This is a genomic window from Arthrobacter sp. JCM 19049 (assembly GCF_001310435.1).
Genome location: NZ_BAXF01000194.1, coordinates 1 through 3,906 on the forward strand (window position 1 = coordinate 1; position 3,906 = coordinate 3,906).

Here is a 3,906-nt window from a genome sequence, read left to right on the forward strand (position 1 = left end):
CCGCACCCTGGCGCTGCACCACCTGGTGCCCGGCACCACCCCGCTGGAAACCTGGCTCTCCCACGCCCGGGACTTCTCCGGCAGCTTCCTGGTCCCCGATGACCTGCAGGTCATTTCCTTCGCCCGCGCCCTGGCAGAAAAGGCAGTCTCATGAGCAACCTCACCGACCAGCAGCAGGACCGCGAACTGCGGGTCCCGTCGCTGAACTCCCCGCAGATGCGCCGCATCCTGGCCTCCAGCTTCATCGGCAGCGCCATCGAGTTCTATGACTTCATCCTCTATGCCACCGCCGCGTCCCTGGTGTTCAACAAGGTCTTCTTCGTGAACCTGACCCCCGGGGTGGCGTTGTTCGCCTCCTTCGCCACGCTGGCCGTGGGCTACCTGGCCCGGCCGCTGGGCGGCATCGTCTTTGGCCACTTTGGCGACAAGGTGGGACGCAAGGGCGTGCTGATCACCTCCATGGTGATGATGGGCGGGGCCTCGACCATCATCGGGCTGCTGCCGCCCACCGCCCAGGTGGGCATGGTCGCCCCGATTGCGCTGATCCTGCTGCGCATCCTCCAGGGCCTGGCCGTGGGCGGTGAATGGGGCGGGGCAATGCTCATGGCCTTGGAACACGCGCCGAAGGAACGGCGCGGCTTCGCCGCCAGCTTCGCGAACATGGGCGGGCCGGCCGGTGCGGTGTTGGCGACCCTGGCGGTCTCCGCGGTGTCGCTGCTGCCCAATGACGTGTTCCTCTCCTGGGGATGGCGCATCCCGTTCATCCTCTCGGTGCTGCTGGTGGGCATCGGCTGGTCATCCGGCTGAAGGTGGCCGAATCCCCGCTGTTCCTGGCTTTGGAGGACAAGGCGGAGGAAAAGAAGACCCCGATCATGCAGGTGCTCACCCAGTACCCGAAGTCGGTGCTGCGCGGCACCTGGTGGGGATGAGCTCCTACACCGTGCAGGCTGATGACCGTCTGGGCGATCTCCTACGTGGTGGAGGACATGGGGATGGACCGCACCGCGGTGCTGAACATCAAGGCCGTCGGCGCCACGCTGACCGTGGTCGGCATCTGGTTCGCGGCCCGCTATTCGGACAAGCTGGGACGCCGCCCGGTGATGCTGGTGGGCATTGCCGCCGGGGCGCTTGCGGCGCTGCCGATCATGTGGCTGCTGCAGCTCGGTGCGCTGTGGGCATTCGCCATCGCCCTGTTTGTGGCCAACGGCTGATCCAGGCGTTCATCTTTGGCCCGTTCGGGGCGTTCACCGCCGAACTGTTCCCCACCCGGATCCGCTACACGGGTGCTTCCCTGGTCTACCAGCTTTCCTCCACGGTCGGCGCCGGGTTCACCCCGATGATCGTGGCCGCCCTGGTGCTGCTTGGCGGCGGATCGCTGTGGCTGGTGGGCATCGTGTGGGCCGCGACGTTCGTGATCGCCGCGCTGGCGATGCGCAACGTCAAGGAAGGCAAGGACGCGGACCTGATGGCCGAACAGATGTAGGAGCACGCACGGCCGAACGCGACTGCACCGGGGGCGCTCGGGAGCTTTTCCTAGGAAGAGCCCCGGGCGTCCCCGGCGTCGCGTTCGGCGCCCACTTGTTCACAGAAGTCCAGGAAGGCACGCAGCCGCAGGCTGGGGCGTTCGGAGGCGGTGTAGGCGACGCAGATGTCGCTGACCCCCACCGGGCCTTCGATCTCCAGCACCGCCAGCGGCAGCCCGTCATAGCTGACGTTCACAGGCGGGCGCTGCACCAGCACCGTGTAGCCCAGACCGCGGGCCACCATGCCGCGCACCGCCTCGAAGCTCTGCGAACTCCAGCGCACCTTCGGATCCAGGCCGGACATGCGCAGGTTCACCAGCTGGTTATCACGCACCGTGGGCAGGTCCAGGCCCACGAAATCCTCCTCGGCCAGTTCGCTGAGCCGCACCGAGGAGCGGGCGGCCAACCGGTGGTTGGCGGCGACCAGAACATAGGGCCGACCGGACATCACGGTGCGGTGGTGCACCTGGGGCAGCAGGTGGCGGGTGTGGGTGAGCACCACATCCAGGTGCCCCTTGAGCATCTGCTGCTGCAGCTCCGCCCCGTCACCCTCCACCAGGGTGACGCTCAGGCCCGGGTTCGGCTTGGTGAACTTTTCACAGATCACCGGGATCCAGAAGGCCGCCAGCGAGGAGTAGCAGCCGATGACCAGCGGGCCGGCCAGGGTGGTTTGGCGTTCAATGATCTGCCCCTGCACCTCCTCGGCGTGGCGCATCAGTCGCGGGCATCATGCAGGAACACGGTGCCCACCGCCGTCAGCTCCACCCCGCGGCGCGGCGGCGCACCAGCAGCTGGGCGCCGACCGCGCGTTCCAGATCATCCATCGCCTGGGACATGGCCGCCTGGGAGATGTGGCTGGCGGTTGCGGCCGCGGAAATGGAACCGGCCTCGGCCACCGCCAGGAAGTAGTGCAGCTGGCGCAGGGTGTAGTTGATCACCTGGCCAGTTTAGCCAGCGCCCGGGCGCGGCGGGCACCGTGTCCCCGCCGGGAAGAGGCAGGCGCAATGGCCCTCTGGCTAGCTGTTCTTCCCACGGAGGTTGTGGGCAACGGCGCGTTGTGTGAGAAGAGGTGAGGACCTCCGGTATCGATATGGGTAACCACACTCATCTCGAATCACACGAAGGTCCTCATGTCTTACATTACTCATGCCCGCACTTCGCTGACACCGCAGGGCCGACTGAAAATGGTCCTGCTCGTCATCAACGAGAAATGGACGCAGGCGCGTGTCGCCGAGCGCTTCCAGGTCGCTCGCGGGACGGTATCGAAGTGGGTGGCCCGGTACAAAGCTGAAGGTGCGGCAGGGCTTGAGGACCGCTCATCCAGGCCGCGCCACTCACCGAACCGCACGTCCCAGCGCACCGAACGACGGATCGTTGCTCTGCGCGTGAGCCGGCGGTGGGGACCGCACCGGATCGCGTATCACCTGCGCCTGCCGCAATCGACGGTATCGAAAGTGCTGAGCCGGTACCAGGTGCCGCTTCTTGGGCACATCGATCTGAACACCGGTGTCCGGGTGCGAAAGCCCAAGCCGGTACGCTACGAGCACGAGAACCCCGGCGATCTGGTGCATGTGGATGTGAAGAAGCTGGGCCGGATCCCCGACGGCGGAGGCCACCGCACCCTCGGCCGTGCGCGGGGGAACAGGAACCGGTCCGGTGTCGGTCACATCTACTTGCATTCCGCGATCGATGACCACTCCCGGTTGGCGTATTCGGAGATCCTTGAGAACGAGAAAAAGGAGACCGCGGCCGGGTTCTGGGAACGCGCGAACGCGTTCTTCACCAACCACGGCATCACCGTTTCACGCGTGCTGACCGATAACGGCTCCTGCTACCGCTCACGCCTGTTCAACGACACACTCGGCAAGCACGTCGCGCACAAGTTCACCCGGCCGTATCGACCTCAGACCAATGGGAAGATCGAGCGCTTCCACCGCACTCTCGCGTTCGAATGGGCCTACGCCCGGCACTACGGCTCAGAAGCCGAGCGCGCCGCCGCTTACCCGGCCTGGCTCCATGAGTACAATCATCACAGACCCCATACCGGCATCGGCGGCAAATCACCCATCGACCGCGTACACAACGTCCATGGGAAGAACAGCTAGCGCAGCCGCGGCACCGCGGAGAGCAGGCGCTGGGTGTAGGGGTGCTGCGGATTGGCGAACACCTCGGCGGTGGGTCCGCTCTCCACGAACCGGCCTGGTACATCACCGCCACCTGATCGCTCATGTGCTCGATCACCGACAGGTCATGGCTGATGAACAGGTAACTGGTCCCGGTCTGGACCTGCAGTTCATCCAGCAGGTCCAGCACCGTGGCCTGGATGGACACGTCCAGCGCGGAGACCGGTTCGTCCAGCACCAGCACCGCGGGCCTGGGGGCC

General features: G+C 66.2%; 6 protein-coding genes and 1 pseudogene. 4 read left to right on the forward strand and 3 right to left on the reverse strand.

Translation table 11 applies throughout. The features are described from left to right. Window positions 1-150 precede the first annotated feature (150 nt). The 3 genes from JCM19049_RS19810 to JCM19049_RS19820 all read left to right on the forward strand — a co-directional run bounded on the left by JCM19049_RS19810 (window position 151) and on the right by JCM19049_RS19820 (window position 1,483). On the forward strand, window positions 151-807 hold the full coding sequence (locus JCM19049_RS19810) for an MFS transporter (RefSeq protein ID WP_279402847.1): 657 nt from the start codon (window positions 151-153) through the stop codon (window positions 805-807). Between the two features lie 143 nt (window positions 808-950). Further along, a complete protein-coding gene (locus JCM19049_RS19815; protein WP_279402848.1) occupies window positions 951-1,211 on the forward strand; it encodes an MFS transporter in 261 nt (86 codons plus the stop codon). Further along, complete coding sequence (locus JCM19049_RS19820) at window positions 1,172-1,483, forward strand: hypothetical protein (RefSeq protein ID WP_279402849.1); 312 nt, start codon at window positions 1,172-1,174, stop codon at window positions 1,481-1,483. The genes JCM19049_RS19815 and JCM19049_RS19820 overlap by 40 nt, the downstream gene beginning before the upstream one ends. Before the next feature lie 50 nt (window positions 1,484-1,533). Here the strand turns inward: JCM19049_RS19820 and JCM19049_RS09285 are convergent, their stop codons facing one another. Both JCM19049_RS09285 and JCM19049_RS09290 read right to left on the reverse strand, forming a co-directional pair. Then, a complete protein-coding gene (locus tag JCM19049_RS09285; RefSeq protein WP_054821446.1) occupies window positions 1,534-2,238 on the reverse strand; it encodes a LysR substrate-binding domain-containing protein in 705 nt (234 codons plus the stop codon). Between the two features lie 40 nt (window positions 2,239-2,278). Further along, window positions 2,279-2,461, reverse strand: a complete 183-nt coding sequence (locus JCM19049_RS09290; protein WP_054821447.1) for a LysR family transcriptional regulator — start codon at window positions 2,459-2,461, stop codon at window positions 2,279-2,281. A 201-nt stretch (window positions 2,462-2,662) separates the two neighbouring features. Here JCM19049_RS09290 and JCM19049_RS09295 point away from each other — a divergent pair, with 201 nt between their 5' ends. After that, window positions 2,663-3,628, forward strand: coding sequence for an IS481 family transposase (locus tag JCM19049_RS09295; RefSeq protein ID WP_374700277.1), 966 nt, complete (start codon window positions 2,663-2,665; stop codon window positions 3,626-3,628). Here the strand turns inward: JCM19049_RS09295 and JCM19049_RS19825 are convergent. Next, a pseudogene (locus JCM19049_RS19825) lies at window positions 3,625-3,906 on the reverse strand (ABC transporter ATP-binding protein); the annotation flags it as partial. The gene JCM19049_RS09295 and the pseudogene JCM19049_RS19825 overlap by 4 nt on opposite strands.

Bases quoted from the DNA above. Each gene is read 5' to 3' on its own strand.
- JCM19049_RS19810 (WP_279402847.1), top strand. From the start codon at position 151: ATGAGCAACCTCACCGACCAGCAGCAGGACCGCGAACTGCGGGTCCCG.
- JCM19049_RS19815 (WP_279402848.1), top strand. From the start codon at position 951: ATGACCGTCTGGGCGATCTCCTACGTGGTGGAGGACATGGGGATGGAC.
- JCM19049_RS09285 (WP_054821446.1), bottom strand. From the start codon at position 2,238: ATGCGCCACGCCGAGGAGGTGCAGGGGCAGATCATTGAACGCCAAACC.